Origin of the sequence: Pseudoalteromonas luteoviolacea S2607 (assembly GCF_001625575.1) — a bacterium.
Lineage (GTDB): Bacteria > Pseudomonadota > Gammaproteobacteria > Enterobacterales > Alteromonadaceae > Pseudoalteromonas > Pseudoalteromonas luteoviolacea_E.
Genome location: NZ_AUXV01000011.1, coordinates 105,379 through 120,820, shown reverse-complemented (window position 1 = coordinate 120,820; position 15,442 = coordinate 105,379). Strand labels below are relative to the sequence as shown.

12 protein-coding genes are annotated in these 15,442 nt (G+C 46.6%); 5 read left to right on the top strand and 7 right to left on the bottom strand.

Annotated features, from left to right (window positions below):
- Nucleotides 1-10: 10 nt before the first annotated feature.
- The 4 genes from N480_RS08465 to N480_RS08450 are packed head-to-tail and all read left to right on the top strand — an operon-like array spanning nt 11 to nt 3,660.
- Nucleotides 11-1,750 carry an FAD/NAD(P)-binding protein gene (locus N480_RS08465; RefSeq protein WP_063372078.1) on the top strand — a complete coding sequence of 580 codons (1,740 nt, stop codon included), beginning with the start codon at nt 11-13 and terminating at the stop codon, nt 1,748-1,750.
- 21 nt (nt 1,751-1,771) lie between these two features.
- Nucleotides 1,772-2,302, top strand: a complete 531-nt coding sequence (locus N480_RS08460; protein ID WP_063372077.1) for a cupin domain-containing protein — start codon at nt 1,772-1,774, stop codon at nt 2,300-2,302.
- Complete coding sequence (locus tag N480_RS08455; RefSeq protein ID WP_063372076.1) at nt 2,302-3,057, top strand: sulfite exporter TauE/SafE family protein; 756 nt, start codon at nt 2,302-2,304, stop codon at nt 3,055-3,057. The genes N480_RS08460 and N480_RS08455 overlap by 1 nt, the downstream gene beginning before the upstream one ends.
- 18 nt (nt 3,058-3,075) lie before the next feature.
- A complete protein-coding gene (locus N480_RS08450; protein WP_063372075.1) occupies nt 3,076-3,660 on the top strand; it encodes an O-methyltransferase in 585 nt (194 codons plus the stop codon).
- A gap of 8 nt (nt 3,661-3,668) precedes the next feature.
- Here N480_RS08450 and N480_RS08445 read toward each other — a convergent pair whose 3' ends face one another.
- From N480_RS08445 to N480_RS08435, 3 genes are all read right to left on the bottom strand, one after another.
- The gene (locus N480_RS08445; RefSeq protein ID WP_063372074.1) at nt 3,669-3,887 is read right to left on the bottom strand and encodes a TIGR02450 family Trp-rich protein; all 219 of its coding nucleotides are present in this window, start codon (nt 3,885-3,887) and stop codon (nt 3,669-3,671) included.
- Between the two features lie 97 nt (nt 3,888-3,984).
- Nucleotides 3,985-5,976: a methyl-accepting chemotaxis protein gene (locus N480_RS08440; protein ID WP_063372073.1), complete on the bottom strand. Its 1,992-nt coding sequence runs from the start codon at nt 5,974-5,976 to the stop codon at nt 3,985-3,987.
- Between the two features lie 307 nt (nt 5,977-6,283).
- A complete protein-coding gene (locus N480_RS08435) occupies nt 6,284-7,468 on the bottom strand; it encodes a cellulase family glycosylhydrolase (protein WP_063372072.1) in 1,185 nt (394 codons plus the stop codon).
- Nucleotides 7,469-7,813: 345 nt separating this feature from the next.
- On the opposite strand from N480_RS08435, the gene N480_RS08430 reads away from it, so the two are divergent.
- Nucleotides 7,814-8,341 (top strand): TlpA disulfide reductase family protein, encoded by a 528-nt coding sequence (locus N480_RS08430; protein WP_063372071.1) that lies wholly within the window; start codon nt 7,814-7,816, stop codon nt 8,339-8,341.
- Nucleotides 8,342-8,410: 69 nt separating this feature from the next.
- Here the strand turns inward: N480_RS08430 and N480_RS08425 are convergent, their stop codons facing one another.
- The 4 genes from N480_RS08425 to N480_RS08410 all read right to left on the bottom strand — a co-directional run bounded on the left by N480_RS08425 (nt 8,411) and on the right by N480_RS08410 (nt 15,258).
- Nucleotides 8,411-10,891, bottom strand: coding sequence for a PKD domain-containing protein (locus tag N480_RS08425; protein ID WP_063372070.1), 2,481 nt, complete (start codon nt 10,889-10,891; stop codon nt 8,411-8,413).
- A gap of 31 nt (nt 10,892-10,922) precedes the next feature.
- The gene (locus N480_RS08420; protein ID WP_081231798.1) at nt 10,923-13,625 is read right to left on the bottom strand and encodes a TonB-dependent receptor domain-containing protein; all 2,703 of its coding nucleotides are present in this window, start codon (nt 13,623-13,625) and stop codon (nt 10,923-10,925) included.
- A 127-nt stretch (nt 13,626-13,752) separates the two neighbouring features.
- Nucleotides 13,753-14,739: a FecR domain-containing protein gene (locus tag N480_RS08415; RefSeq protein WP_063372069.1), complete on the bottom strand. Its 987-nt coding sequence runs from the start codon at nt 14,737-14,739 to the stop codon at nt 13,753-13,755.
- A gap of 6 nt (nt 14,740-14,745) precedes the next feature.
- Nucleotides 14,746-15,258: a sigma-70 family RNA polymerase sigma factor gene (locus tag N480_RS08410; protein WP_063372068.1), complete on the bottom strand. Its 513-nt coding sequence runs from the start codon at nt 15,256-15,258 to the stop codon at nt 14,746-14,748.
- Between the last annotated feature and the right edge of the window lie 184 nt (nt 15,259-15,442).

Genomic DNA, 15,442 nt, shown 5'->3' with positions numbered 1-15,442 from the left:
AAATTTAACCATGCAAAGTAAAAACATAACTAAGTTTTGCATCGTGGGAACTGGATTTTCTGGGACAGCAGCATTGGTGCACTTAGTGAAGCAACTCATTGCATCTAAACTAGACTGTCGCAATATTGAAGTGGTCACCATAGAGCAGCGTCAAGACAATGGACCCGGTCACCCATATTGCAAAGAAGAACTACTCCCCACGCACTTATGTAACAACCAGACTTACATGATGGCGCTATTTGATAATGACTTTTATGACTGGCTATGTGAGCGCCGGGTGGAGTTGGCCAAGCAAGTACCGAACCTCATTCAAGTGACTCACCCAGAACTAAAAGATGTCATGCTCTGGCAACCCGACCAAGAAGCCTTTTACCCACGAGCACTATTTGGACTATACCTCAAAGCTCGATTCACGCAGTACTGTCTTGTCGCTGAGGAGAATGGCATGCGGCTGAGTCATTTCAATGACTGCCAGGTACTTGATGGCCAATCAACAGACGAGGGATTTGCACTACATTTTCGCCAGTCAGCGAGTTTGAATGCAACCACCAAAGTATTCGACAAAGTTTTGCTAGCGACAGGCCATTGGAATAGCTTAAAACAAAGCCAATTTGATGACCGTGTACTTACCTCGCCCTATCCGTATTCAAGACTAAACACTTGGCTGTCAAAACAGCTGCAACGAGATGCAGAAACAACGAAACAAATTTGCATTAAAGGTATGGGGCCAAGCGGAATTGACGCCATCTTATCATTGGTGGAGTCAGGACAATTTAGTCATAATGCGCAAGGTGATGTCACCGCATTTATTACCGATAAACGCACATCCAAGCTTAAGATCCATGCACTCAGTCGCTGCGGTTTCTTCCCCGCGGTACGTGACAAGCGCATTGAACACCAATTCAAATACCTGACAGAGGAGACGTTCTTCGATTTAGAGCTAAAACAGGGAAAGCGCCTCACGTTGGATGACATATTGCTACTCATTGATAAAGAGCTCAAAGCTGCTTCAGATGGGGCGATTGGTTGGCATGACGTCGCTCACCCACCTTTTAGCTCGGCACTAGAAAAGCTTAAATACGATGCTGCGATGCCTCGCGACAACGCATTGATCCACACTGTGCTGTTACGAGTCAGACGAATGAAGTTTTATCGCTATTTGAACGCAGATGAAAAGCAGCGGTATGACAGTGAACTCGATACGCATTTTATCCGCACAGCCGTGCCCATTCCGCTGCTCAATGCACAAAAATTGATCGTGTTGTTTGAAGCTGGCATATTATCCAGCTGTCAGCTCGGTTATGAGCACAAGGATGCGATAAAAGTGACTAAAACAGACATGGTCGTTACTTTCGGGCAACCCCAAAAGCAACTCCATGCAGATGGCCTTATATTGGCAGCTGGACAAAGCTTTAAACTCGCGCACCATCCAGACAGCTTAGTTAAATCGCTTGTCGCACGAGGGGAGTTGCGTCCTCACACCGAACAAAATTACCAAACCGGTGGTATTCAGTTACAGGGGCATGAGTCCTACCGCGCTATGCGGATTGATCCGAATACCCAGCAAGTGCAAGTATCGCCCTACTTATCATCTTTTGGTGTACTCACTCGCTATTGGCAAAACGAGCGAAACTTTGCAGCTGCATTTGTAGAAGCAGCCCAGAGTGTCGCCCATGACTGGGGCGACCATATTTATCAACATACGACGTCACAACACTCGCGCACAGATCAAGATAAGGTCCAAGCCTAACCGCACGACAAGGAGCAAACAATGGAAATGAAAGAGTTTTACTATGAAAATGGCATTCGCGTCAGCTTATTTAATTTAGATCATAGAGCTGTTCCCTACCATTTTCACCAATCTGTATCCGACATGATTTATTGCGCTAAAGGTGCCATAAACATTGAACTGCCAGATAGACATCAAGTATACCATGTACCACTTGGCGAAGTGTTTCAGATCCCCTCCAAGCTAAAACATCGCTTTGCCAACGCAATGGAACTGGGTAAACCCAGTCGCTACGTCCTCATGCAATTGGGTGAATTCGATATCGAGTTTGTGAAAAACAACAAAAAAATGGATGCGCTACTAGAAGGTGCAACCCATTTTGAATATCAACAAACCGATGTTTATATCGAGAACCGCAAGCAAGATATTCTCGCCTTGGTCGAGCAATTCGCTGCAAATAAACCCGAAGTACTCAATGAAGAAGAACTTAATGATGTACTTGCTGCCTTAAAGCTGTTTGCAACACAGGGAGTCGAGGCACGCTATCCTGAAAATGCACTAGAGAGCGCTTAATGGAGTATACCAACTTCACCATCGCCATTATTTTAGGCGTGTTTGGGTTTGCAGGGTTGGTAAAAGGGGTGGTGGGGCTCGGCCTCCCCCCCATTGTACTGGGCCTGCTGACTGCCATCATTGGGATCCACCCGGCAATGGCGCTGGTCGCGCTACCTGCTTTTATCACTAATATCGTGCAAGCAATCAGTGGCCAGTACTGGCGTACTTTGTGGCAAACACAGCGGCTCTTCTTCTTTTTTGCGACCATTTCAGTCGCACTAGGCTGCCTGTTAACGCAATTCATTGAGCAGGCATATATGTCACTCCTTTTGGGCGTTTTGTTGATCTGCTATGGCAGCCTAGGCATTCTAAAGTTTAAGCCACATATTCGTGTATCTTGGCAACCGCGTGCTGGGATGCTACTCGGTGTGTGCAATGGTGTGTTCACCGGTTTAACAGGGTCTTCAGCCGTGCCCGGTGTATTTTATTTACAGGCCATTGGGCTACCCAAAGAAAAACTCATTCAAGCCATGGGAATTTTATTCACATGTTCGTCACTCGGACTCAGTATTGGCTTGATCTGGCAGGGGGTTTTGACGCCAACCACCAGTGCCTTATCGGTTGTCGCGCTATTACCAGCAACAATATGTATGTATCTGGGGGCAAAGTTGCGAAAGCGCATTTCCGTGGCCTTGTTTCAGCGAATTTTTTACTCAGCGCTGACGTTGCTCGGCGCGTACGTGATCGTTAAAAACAGCGCCCTAATTGTTTAACTCACAAGGAGTGACACTATGCTAAATAACCACTTAACACAGTTATTATCAGAGCTTGCTAAACTTGGAGAAGAAAATGATGCTAAAGCGTCAAATAAACAGTCTAAATACCTCAATATCACCCATGATACCGGCGAGTTTTTGGCTTTTTTAATCAAAGCCAGTAATACGCGGCGTATTCTAGAGCTGGGCACATCGAATGGTTACTCTACACTGTGGATGGCCAGCGCACTGCCCTTTAATGGCCACATTACCACCATCGAAGGGCATGAGCACAAGCACCAACAAGCCCGTAGTAACTTCGAAAAAGCGAACCTCGATGTACAAATCCACAGTGTGCTTGGCGATATATCAACGACATTAAAACAATTAGAGACCCGCTATGACTTAGTATTTTTCGATGCAGATCGCGCCATTTATATGGATATAATCGCCAATATTGAACAATTACTTGTGCCTGGAGGCATCATTGTTTGTGACAATGCAACATCTCACCCTCAAGAGCTTAAGGACTTTATGCACTACCTTAGCCAAAGCCCACACTACACCACGGCCCTAATACCAGTGGGAAAAGGTGAATTTGTCGCACACAAAGCAACGTAGTCGGCTGATTACTTCCAGCCCATTTTCCACGCTGTGGGGTCTTTAAGGTCGCGCCAATTTATATCTTGCTCGCGGTGAGTCATCACCGCCTCGATAATGCACTCGGTGACACGCCCCTCCTCATCAAACTCCACACTGGTGACAATAAAGTGCTTTTCTTTGTGTATAGGGGTGACCGATGTCCATTTGCTATTCAGTAATTTTTTAGGCGTGATGGCATGCTGCATACGAATGTCTACTTACTTTTTTAACCTGTTACGTGCAAAACCCACCATGCGATCATCACTTTCGTGTTGGGATAGGGGATTTCTCCCCTATCTCTTGTTAACGCACCGATTGACTCACCGAATACTGCGCAATCAGTTTGTCCATGACTTTGGCCGCACTTGCAATGTCAGTCGCTGCCACGCTGATCTGTTCCGCACCGGTGACATTTTCTGTCGCCTTTTGGAAAATCGCGGTGATATTCTGGCTCACTTCGTCAATGGCATTGCTTTGCTGCTGAGTATTGCTTGAAACGGATTCTGTCACGAGTTCTACTTGCTGCGCCTGCTCTACGATTTGCTCGAGTGCTTGCTTAATGGCCTCAGCCCGCTGTGCCGCTTCCAACGCATTCTCTTTGCCTTGGGTGATCACACTCGATGCTTCAGATGAACTCGTTTGCAGCTCTGAAACCAATGCGGAAATTTCTTCTGTAGATTTTTGGGTCCGGCTGGCCAAACTGCGCACCTCATCAGCAACCACCGCAAAACCTCTGCCCTGCTCACCCGCTCGAGCAGCCTCAATCGCGGCATTCAATGCCAATAAGTTAGTTTGCTCTGCGATACTCTTGATCATCTCCACCATAGACGAAATGCTGCCCACGCGCTCGTTCAGCGCATCGACAGTGGTTGCAGAGCGCGCCATGTCATCGGACGCCTGCTGAATAACCTGCACCGCATCCGCAACCACTTGCTGCCCTTGCAAAGACTCCTGCGTGACGGTTTTAGCCGCTGCGGCATTTTCATTCATGGAGTTTGCAATCACCTGAATATTGGCGCTCATTTGCTCAGATGCCGAAGCTATCGTCTGTATGCCCGTCTGCTGACTTATCAAGTTTTCTTGGCTCTGTTGGATAGCCGCTGCCGTTTCTTGAGATGAGCCTGCAATCTGCGCTGATACCCTGGCAAACTCCACCAAGTCATCTTCAAATTGCTTCGTTAAATTATTAATGTTCAGGGCTGAACTACCTAAATCATCTTTGGAGATCACATCTATCTCATGGCCCAAGTTTTTATGTAAGCGCGCGATATCAATGCCCTCAGCAATCATGCTCGATTGACGACGACGCAGTCGAATCGCAAAGAATAACGCAGCGGTAACCACCAGCCCGACGACCAAAATTATCAGCTCAATGACCAATACAAGTACCGCCTGCTGCTGAATTTTAATCGCTGTTTCATCCACCAAGTTGAGCGCTTTTTCTTCTGCTTCTTTTAGTATGTTGATGCGATCCGTTGCCGCCCTGAACCACGCCTCAGCATCGAGTCCAAACTCAGCGTTTTTATCGGCTACACCTCGGCGAAATCGCTCAACTTCACGCATTGATGGGTTATCTAATGCCTGTTCGAACATCCGTTTCATGACCAACGGCGATGCCTCCAGTGCCTCATCAAGATAGACCTCTTGCTTGGTTATCAAGGCCACGTATTTTTCTTTAAGCGCAGGTGTGAAGCTGTCTCGGCTAAGTACGTTCGACAATACCGCCCGCTCTATGCCCGCAGATTCTTTTGCACTAGAAAAGTTATAAATGGCCACCAACTCTGAGGCGATGGTGTGGTCATTACTTAATCGCGATGCGGTGATCACGATATGCAGCGCTTTGAGGTTAATATCGGTGTAATACTTAAGCGCTTCAGAAAGGGGGATAGACAGGTTGTCAACTTGCCCACGCACCGTGGCTAGGCGGCTGAACTTACGCTCAAACTCATCGAGTTCTTTGGCCATTTCGGGCATCAAATCCCAGTGTTTTTGTTTTTCTTTTAAAGACGCTAAAAGCCTATCTGTTTGATTGCGCTGTTGGCGCAAGTTGTCTCTAAACTTTGCTCCCTTTGAACCTATAAAGCCCGCGGATGCCCCGCGCTCCTTTTGCGTTTCATGGATCACGCTCAGCACGGCATGACTTAAAAACGCATTATATTCTGCATCATAAGCGTCATTCATCCGCTTCGCCGACACAGATACATCATAAAAAATCACCGCTCCTAGCAGTAAGCACGGTAGTAACACAACAGTAGTCATATGACTAGATACGTATCGAGCAATTGCTTGTAACATCACTGCACCACTATATTTTATTCAACACAACTTATACGACTGTAAATAATTTACAGCTCACACTCTTACAGAAAAAATCATTATTTTCTAGTTAAATAAATGAAAACACTAAAATAAATAACTAAAACTTTTTTCCTATACCTAATTAAGGGAAAATATCGCCTTAATTTGGTTTTTTACTCTAAAAATGTAGACGATATTTTGTGCAGTGCTCGTGTAAAATGACTTTCATAACAGTGATACGATACAAGGCATATTTATGATGTCTTCATCACCTTGCAAATATGCCCAATTATAACCACTTTATTTATCGACCTTCGCCGATCCGTGCTTTTACCCAAGCCCCCGCTTCTTTAAGCTGGCTGTCAGTAAAGTTTTGATTTGTACAAGCACCCCGCTTGAATACGGCACCACTGCGAAAATCATCCGAGTAATTCCAGTTTGTCCAACTGATTTTCTTTCGTGCCATCAAGTCAATATATTGCTGCGCACTGACAAAGTCATTGGGGCCATCGCCATCATAATTTTGCGTGCCCCACTCACTGACAAACACAGGTAAAACATCTGACGCTTGGTCGAGCACGGTACGATAGTAGTCTTTGTGTGATGCCGCGTAAAAATGGAAGGTATACATAATATTATCGAATTTCACAGGGTCATTGAGTACATCTTGAACACTGCCCCCCGAAGACGCACCAAATGTAGACCAACCGTGTGTCCCCAATAAAATCAATGCATCGGGTTGAATATTTCTGATGACCGGAATCACCTGCTCTGCATAGTGGCGGATCTGAGACCACTCGACTTTATTTGGCTCGTTGGCAATATCATAAATCACATTTTTGCGATGTTTATTGCTGGTGACAATGTCGGTGAAAAACTGTTTTGCTAAGTCCAAATTAAAATTCGGATCGCCCGGATTGAGTTGGTGCCAATCCACCAGAACATAGAGCCCACGCTGACTGGCTTTATCAATTAAGGTATTCATTTGCGCAGTAAACCCTGCTGGATCATTTTCGTAACCACCTTCTTGTACATACAAGCTCAAGCGCACAATATCAGCCTGCCAGTCATACGCTAAAACATCCAAGCTCACATCCGTCATACACTTACCAAGCCCATACCACTGCAATCCATGGCTGCTCATGCCTCGCAGCTGAATGCGCGCGTTGTGTTCACTACACAGCCCTGTACCACACACCTGTAAACGGCCATATTTTTCAATCGGGGATACTTGCGTGCCATCACTGCACCGCCCTAGGTATTGCCATGCCGCATTGCTACCGGGCTCAGATTTGGTCCACCAATTCGCCTGATAGAGCTTATTATCATGCTGCATTTTGTCACCCGTATCGGCATGACTTGGTTTACCCTGCCAATCCAGTTGTGGCCAATTTGGGTAGGCATTTACTCCATCACAACTTTGCGCGTATGCCTGACTACACCCTAACCCAACAGCCAAAGAGATGGCGCTTAGATAAATCGATTTCATTTTGTTTCCTTTACATGTTGTTTACTTTTTAGTTCCCAATAAGGATATACACGGTTGCGCACAAAATGCTTAGCGCTGAGCGTGGTTTTGATCGCAAAGTATTAAAATTAGCGTGATATGTTTAAGGATTCGGGGAGATACAAAGTTCAAAAATGACGAGCAACCTCCATGGCTGAAGGTCAAAACCCCTTTCAGCACTCTTGTATATACAACTTAATTTAGGCGCATGTGCTTAACCTTTAGAGCTAGAAGCTGTCACGGCTGTTATCTCTTCAAATAAATTACGTTTATTCATTAATAGGGCGAAGCCTTCTTTGTCACGGCGCATAAACAGGATAAAAGTACATGTTAAATAAATTCCTTTTGCTATTGTGGGTACTGTGCTTTACAGCCTCCACACAAGCCGCAATAACACTCTTTAGCAACGAACAAATCATTGGCCTAAACAAACAAGGGACACCGGTTTTTCGTAGCCTTGATACCCCAACGGTCGTTACTTTTTGGGCTTCTTGGTGCCCGTATTGCAAAAAAATATTGCCGTTACTAGAGGGACTACAACGTAAGCTGGGCACAGATAAAATCCGTATTATCGTCGTCAATACCCGAGAAGAGGGCACGCTCAGACAAACAAGACGCACATACAAAAAACTTGTGAAACAATTTGAGAAAAAAGGCCTGCAGCTGGAGTTTGTGTTTGATAAAAAACATGCCTTATACAACACACTCAACAAGCCCGGCCTCCCCTATACCATGGTGATCGATAAACAAGGCAAAATCACCTATGCACAAGCAGGTTATAGCGAGCAAATAGCACAACCTATGCTAGCGGCTATACAAGCGGTATTAAGTGACAGCAGTACTGCAAAACATTAAAAAAGCCCTGCAAGCTAACGAGCTTGTAGGGCTTTGCAAATACAAATTTTTAATTGTCAGGCATTGAACTTATTTTAGCTCGCCTGCCTCACATTCACGCCATTCACTCAAAATGCCGTCATTGGCTGCACGCCAGTTTTCTAGTACGAAGGTCACTTCTGGGATCTCTTTAATGTTAAACGAGAAATGGAAACCTTCCGCTTTGTCATCCGTACGGATACACGGTACTTTCGGGTAGGTGGTCTGGAAGTTCAATGCATCACCTTTGGCAATCACTAAGCCTTCACTCAACCCTTCAAAGCGGGGTGTTAAATCGTCTAACCCACCATTAATGTGGCTTACTTTGACATTCTCGATGGTGTAATCACCGTCTACTGCCGTCATGGACCACTGTGTAGCGCCTTCTTCTAAATACGGTTTAGAGCTAGAGTAAAAGTCGCTGGCGAAAGGCGGTTTGTTCTCGTACGGTAATGGGTGCCATAGGCTCTCACCATCTGCGTTTAGGCTACGCAATCTCACCCCTTTGGCATCTTCCATAGAGTCGACATTAACTACAAAGTCGTAGTTCTCGGCGTCATTGATTAAGTCAGTCGCGTAGTAACGGAATACGTAAGTGCCCGGCTTGCTAAATACTTGGCCTCGGCTATCTGGGCAATCCGCTTTGTCTGGGTAGCTGGTAAACGTACCACCACTTGCCGGTGTGCTCACTAGCTCTTGGTGCCAATGTACTTCGTCGCCATCAGCATCCACAATCACTGGGCGATGTAGCAACGACATACAAGGCAAGATTTGATAATAGTTTTCGCCTTGGCTCAATCTGCCCCAACTTCTTGCCCACACTACAGAGCGGATCTCAGGCACGGTGTTCGACACTTTCGCAAACCCAGTGTCTTGTGAATATGACTTCGCCATCAGGCCACGATCGTCTTCAACAATCAAACGCGCGGTATAAGACCCCGGCACATCCGTTTTGACTCTAGCGCGGCGGTATTCTTGGCTTTCTGGCTCAATTACCGCCTCAATCACCGCATTACTGCCATCTGGCTTATCTACTAACTCCCAATGGAATGTCATTGGGTCATTGTTTGGATCTTTACTCGACGCATCAAATACTAGGTCGTTACCGACAATCACCGATTTCGATTGGGCATCGACTCCACGGGTTGAAGGCTGACCATTTACGTTACCAATTTTAGCTTCCATTGACGCTTCTTTGGTGACTTGATTGACGCCGTCAGTCACCGTCATGCGGACAACATAAGTCCCTTCTACATCCAACTTTTGGATCTTTTTTCCAAGCGGTTTCCATGAGCCAATATCAACCAGCTCAACCGTACTGCCTTCTGGTTTTTGGATAAGCTCTGCATCCACAATTGAAATGTCATCGGCTTCTGGGTCATAACCGATAAAGTTAAACTCAGCTCTTAAACCTACTTCTTGCTCGCCAATACTGTACGATGGGTAGTAACCCGTTGCGTGCAATTTACCAATGGGTGCTGCATTGCTCGTCGCTTCAGGATCTTTCTCAACGGTTACTTTAATTTCAGCCGTGTCGCTTTTTTTGTCGCCATCAAAAACAAACATGGTCAAGGCGTACTCGCCCGCCGCCACAGGCGTGAATTTCAGTGTACTTGTTTTGTTACCTTCCAGCGTTGGCAATGGCACATTATCAGGTTCAACTGGGCTGTACGCCCACTGCCAACGGTATTGCAGTGCTTCACCTTCAGGGTCGAAGCTTTCGCCAGCATCTAACACAGCTTGCTGACCTAGCGTGATCGTTAAGTCTTCAACTTTAGCCACAGGAGCAACATTTGCGGTATATATTTTTACAATCACATCTACTGGGTCAGCGGCATTGTCACCTAAGCTCACAACTAGCTGCATCTTGTATTCACCAACCACATCAACGTCTAGCTTCGCGAGTTCTTGATCGCTATCATTGAGCTTTGCGGCACTGTCTTGTGGCTTTTCTACTAGGGTCCAGCTGTAGGTTAATTCGCCTTCAGCACCGGTCGGCAAGATACTGTTACTGGCATCTAAATCGACTGTGGTGGTGCCAAGTGGTTCTTCATAGCTGGTTTTTGTCACTGCAACAGGTTTAGTACTCGTTGCAGTAAACTGCATGGTTGAGGCTTCACTCTCTTTTTCACCGTCTTTAACTGTCAGGCGAACTACATAGTCGCCAGGCAGGTCCGCGGTAAATTGCGTATCCACACCGTCTTCGCTATTTAAAACCGCTTTACTAAATGGCGGTAAAGTCGTGATTTCCCAGTCGTACGTTAATGTACTGTCGGCGCTGCCTTTACTTTCTGCGCCACTGAGTGTGACGGTGACATCCCCTTGCTCAACAGAGAATGAACTGCCTTCGCTCGAGGTAACGTTAATTGCTGCCACTGGCTTTTCGGTCGTTGTGCCCGTGCCTGTTGAAGGCGTCGTTGGTGCTGTAGGCGTAGTCGTTGGGGTTGTTGTATTGTTATCAGAACTGCCACCACAGGCAGTTAGTGTGACTGACACCCCTAATGCAGCCAAAATACTGAGAGCACGATTCATGCGATTCTCCGTTGTTCAGGGTTGGATTGGTCTAAAACGCAAGCGTTAAGCTGAGTTTTGCGGTTCTGCCAGGAGCAGGCACTAAACCTAAACTCAGGGCATCTAAGTAGTAACGATCTGTGATGTTGTCTATGGTTAAGTCCACTGACACCATGTCGTTAAATTTGTATCGAGTGTAAAAATCAATTAGGCGGTAACTGTGCCATTCCACAGGCTCAAGAAAGCCAAAGTCATCGTTGTATTTTGGAATAGGGTTTCGTTTACCCATTAACGTACCGCGCAGACCAAGCTCAAGTTTTTGCTCTAGCAGCTTGTAGCCAAAGTGCACGCTCGCGTGCCACTTAGGGGGCACCATGTTGTTGAAGTAACTGTTTGGTATGCCCCAGTCGGTGCAGTGGTATCGTACAAAGCTCCCCTTGTTACACACCTCTATTTTGCCGTAATGGGTACCACTGAATTCAAATAGCCAATCTGGCGTTTCATAGCTCAGATTGATTTCCACGCCATTTAAGTCAACGCTGTCGATATTCCTCAGGCGAAATTCATCTAACGCACTGCGCTTGTCTTCAAAGGCATTGCGCTGTGTTCGCGTTAAGTAGTCATCCACATGGTTGCTAAATAGCGCCAATTTTGCGCCAAAAACATGGCCCGCATCGAGTGTGTTTTCATTAAAGTAATTAATCCCGATTTCTCTATTTAAAGCGCGCTCAGCCTTAAGCGGAATATCAAGCGCTGGACTGACAGAAAACCCAGAGGTATTTTCAAACAAGCTGGGCATTCTGAGCGCCTCGGCATAACGCAGGTACACTTGAGTATGTTTGGCAAAGGCCCACGTCGCAGACACCATGGGCGCACCACCGGAGTGCTTATTACGGTAGTAAACCGGTAAGCAGCCGTCAGCACCATCTGAGATACATGCCGCATTGTCTTTTGCCAGTGGTAAAGGGTTGTTATCTTTTGAAGAAAAACGGATGTAACGCAACCCCGCTTCAAAGGTCCAATCCTGCCATGGTTGCCAAGTCAGGTTGGAAAACGCACTGAACTCATCTTTATTGCCGCTTCTTGAGCCTGCGTAAAACCCCTCTGAAGCCGGCGTATTGGTATCCACCTCTTCCCACTGGGCGGCAATACCGTATTGCCATTTCAATTCACCCATTGGATAAAACAGCATAGTGTTAGAGACATCAGCACCCAAGCGCTGATAATCATCGGTTCTCGCCGTATTGCTTTCTAGGTCAACTGAGCCGACGCCCGGCGTATTCAGATCTGTCACTGAGTCGGTATGCCACAGGTTGGCTTCCAAATCTATATTGTCGAGATCTACAGGTTGCCACCCATAAGCCAAGGTAAAGGTTTGATTGAGCACCTCACTGTTTAGCCACTGTCTCGATTGGCCAAACGATTTCACTTGTGATGGCATCATCTCACCATACTCGCTGTTGTAGCGAATATAGCTCAGCTCTAAACTCTGATCTGCGGGCATCAATACGGTTGAACTCACCAACCATGATGTGCTCTCAAAATTGGTATTGGGAATGCGCTCACCTGCGCGAAATCGCGACACCCCATCTCTTTCGACCGTTGTCTCCTTATACCAAGCAGCCTGTTTAGGTTCGCTGTATGTCAGCGTCGGCGCTGGGCCATTTGTGCCCGCATAATAGTTGCCCTGTTTACGCTTCGCATAGGCGATCACCAAATCGCCCCAATCGAAGCGCTGTGCGCCAGCAAAGCTGCCCGCATAGCTCGAAAAATCAAACAGACTGGGTCTGTCCATGCCTTCAACAGGCGCGAAGCGCTCTGGCATTTTGCGGTTTTCTGGACAGTTAACACTGTTCTCAAATCGGCAGTCTGAAATATACACTTTATGCGGTAAATAGTAGCCGGCATAAGTACCAGGCTGTGGCTGTGCACTGCTATTGCCAATGCCACTTACGCGCGCTCTAAAACCACTGAGCTCTCCCTCTTTGACAATGTCATCCGCACGCAACGTTTTTACCGTCACTAGACCGCCTGTCGCGCCGGTGCCCGCTGCCGACATTGTTGGCCCTTTATTTATTTGCATAGAGCCAATCAGATCTGGGTCGATATAGCTGCGACTAGACACGCCGGCGTAACCACGATAAACCGTGGTCTCCTGACGGCTGCCATCAACCACAACAGGCACTCGCCCCTGCCCCTGCATGCCGCGAATATTGATGTCCAGCCCGCCGGAGTTTCGATTTTCACTCACTAGCACACCTGCCACACCCTGAAAAATATCACCGACACTGGTACCTCTAAATCGCTCGATATTTTCGCGCGTTACCACATTCACTGACGATGAACTTTGATAGGTTTTGGCTTTCGCACTGTCGCTGTGTGTTTGCACCTGAATGGTGTCGAGTGTCATCACATCTTTACTGGAACTGGCTTGAATGATCCACGCGCCTGCACCCACAGGGATCGCCTGCAAATTGGTGTTGCTCAATAGCGTCAGCAACATCGTTTGGCTGTCAAATACACCTGATATCGCCGGTACCGTCACCCCTTCTACAAGGTGCTCTTCAAAAGATAGCGTCACACGCGCCTGACGAGAGTACATATTGAGCACATCGCCTAACTTACCCGCTGGCAGCTGAAACTCGATTGCGTTTGGTGCCATCACAGCATCGCTGGCGTAGGCAGGTAAACAAATACAATTTAAAGCCACCGCTAATACAGTTGGGACAAAAGGTAAATTAGTGCGATTATGCATTGAGTTTTGGTTCCAGTTTTTTGTTTCTCACTTAAAGAGCCGAACCAACCCTCAAAACCCGTAAAGAAAAATGAAATTTATTATCATTTAAGTATTTTGAGGGTTTAGAAATTCCGGAGATTTGGAATTAAGCGATTGATTTTGCTTTAAGTTGCACCCAAAAACGCGTGCGATATTGAAGTTCAGCACCCACGGTACGTGCGAGTGTTTTTAAAATAAGGTCGTGGTCATTGAGTTGAAATACACCGGAGATCAAATGATTTTCAAGCGTAGGTTCGCTGCGAAGTAACCCCGTCCGGTAACGAGATAACTCTAATAACAAGGTCTTAAGTGGAATATCTCTGACTGAAAACACGCCATCGACCCAAGCACTGTAATCAAACCGCTCAGCATTCATACTGTTTGCTGCCAAATCAGCAAGCTTTACCACCTCACCGGCGCTGATTTGACGTGAATAGCCGCTATTAGCATGCATCCATACTTCACCGTCATCCACTTGCAACAGTGAATAATCATCTTCTTCTCTGAGATTGAACGTCGCTTGCTGGGTTTTGAGTACACCTTGACTCACAGTCACTTCTAAAGGTCGACGGTCGGACGCCGCCGTCAGGTGTATTTCGCCCCTCGCAGCCTTGATTGCACGCTTGGTATCGGTAAATTCAACTTGCACACTAGAGTGCTGATTGAGCCACAGCTGACTGCTATCAGCAAGCTTGACCAACGCTTTACTGCCATCCGTAACATGATCGGCATAGATAGGGTCGAGCCAACCTTGCTCGTACGATATCCAGCTTACAGCCAGTATGCCACACAGGGATCCACCCATATTTTTTAAAGCTTGTCGGCGAGACAGGCTCTCTAACTCAGAGTCGGTTTCCATGATGGTTTGTTTGGCAAGTGTTGGGGCGGCTTGGGCAACCTTGTTAAACGTCGAGTCTAAATTACAGAGCCTTTGCCAAGCCAGTTCATGCTCTGGTTGAGCCAAACGCCAGCGCTCGCAAGCTTGCAAAGTTGCGCCATCTTGACCGCGAGATTCCAGCTTAATACGCCACGCGATTGCTTGGCGTACTACCTCTTCGGGTATCGCGACGGAGGTACGTTGACTTGAATTCATCGCGGCTTACTCATCCAAACCATAGGTGTTCATGTAACAAGTCATCATCGCCTTGGCGACATATTTTTCGGCAGAAGACAAACTCACGCCAAGCTGCTTCGCCACTTCTTTGTATGCTAAGCCCTCTAGTCGAACCATTAAAAAAGCGAGCTTTTCTTTTGGTTTTAGACCATTTAACAGTTTATCGATTTGATCCAGCAGTTCCAGTGTTTCCCACTTTTGTTCAGCTGACGGCGCCATGGCTTCTGGCATGTTCGCCAACATGGCTAAATAGTTTCTTTCTAAGATTTGACGACGCGCTTGGTCAATGACGAGGTTGTCAGCAATTTTGGCAAGCCATGCTTTGGTACTTTTAATCCCCTCGGTCTTATCTGGTCGACCCAATAGTTTGACGAACGTATCTTGCGCTAAATCTTGTGCGTCTCCCCAGTTTTGAGTACGGCGCGCGATCCACTTTACCAACCACTCGTAGTGCGCTTGGTATAAGCTATTTAAACTGTTTGAGGTGTTACTAGACAAAAGTGTTCTACCCGTGCTGTATGCTGGAAATCGCAAAAGTGTAAATGATATTCAATCTCATTTAAAGCGTAAATTCCAATAATTTATTCCTTTAAAAATATTTTCATTTTATTTTACGGGTTTACGGATCCCACCCGTCTATAAAGGTAGAAGCTGTAAAATTATCTACTGCCCAGCGTCAGTA